Below are 260 nucleotides of genomic sequence, written 5' to 3'. Positions count from 1 at the left end.
AGCGATTAGGCTTACACGATCTTCCCATCATCGGCCTGGCAAAGGAACACGAGGAGATTTATCGCCCGGGCCGCTCGTTGCCTTTGCAACTTCCAATGGATTCTCCTGCGCTGCGCTTACTTCAGCGCATTCGCGATGAGGCGCATCGCTTTGCCAATGCGTATCACCAATTGCTGATGAAAAAACGCGTCGAAGAAAGCATCCTCGACGATTGCCCCGGTGTGAGCCAGAACAGGAAAAATCTGTTGCTGCGACGATTC

Annotated in this window: 1 pseudogene; it reads left to right on the top strand. The window is 53.1% G+C overall.

Annotated features, from left to right (window positions below):
• A pseudogene (locus EUU22_RS03995) lies at positions 1-260 on the top strand (excinuclease ABC subunit UvrC); the annotation flags it as partial.

It is taken from the genome of Ciceribacter ferrooxidans (assembly GCF_004137355.1).
Classification (GTDB): domain Bacteria; phylum Pseudomonadota; class Alphaproteobacteria; order Rhizobiales; family Rhizobiaceae; genus Allorhizobium; species Allorhizobium ferrooxidans.
The sequence above is the reverse complement of the archived record's forward strand: the minus strand, read 5'-3'. Positions and strand labels throughout refer to the sequence as shown.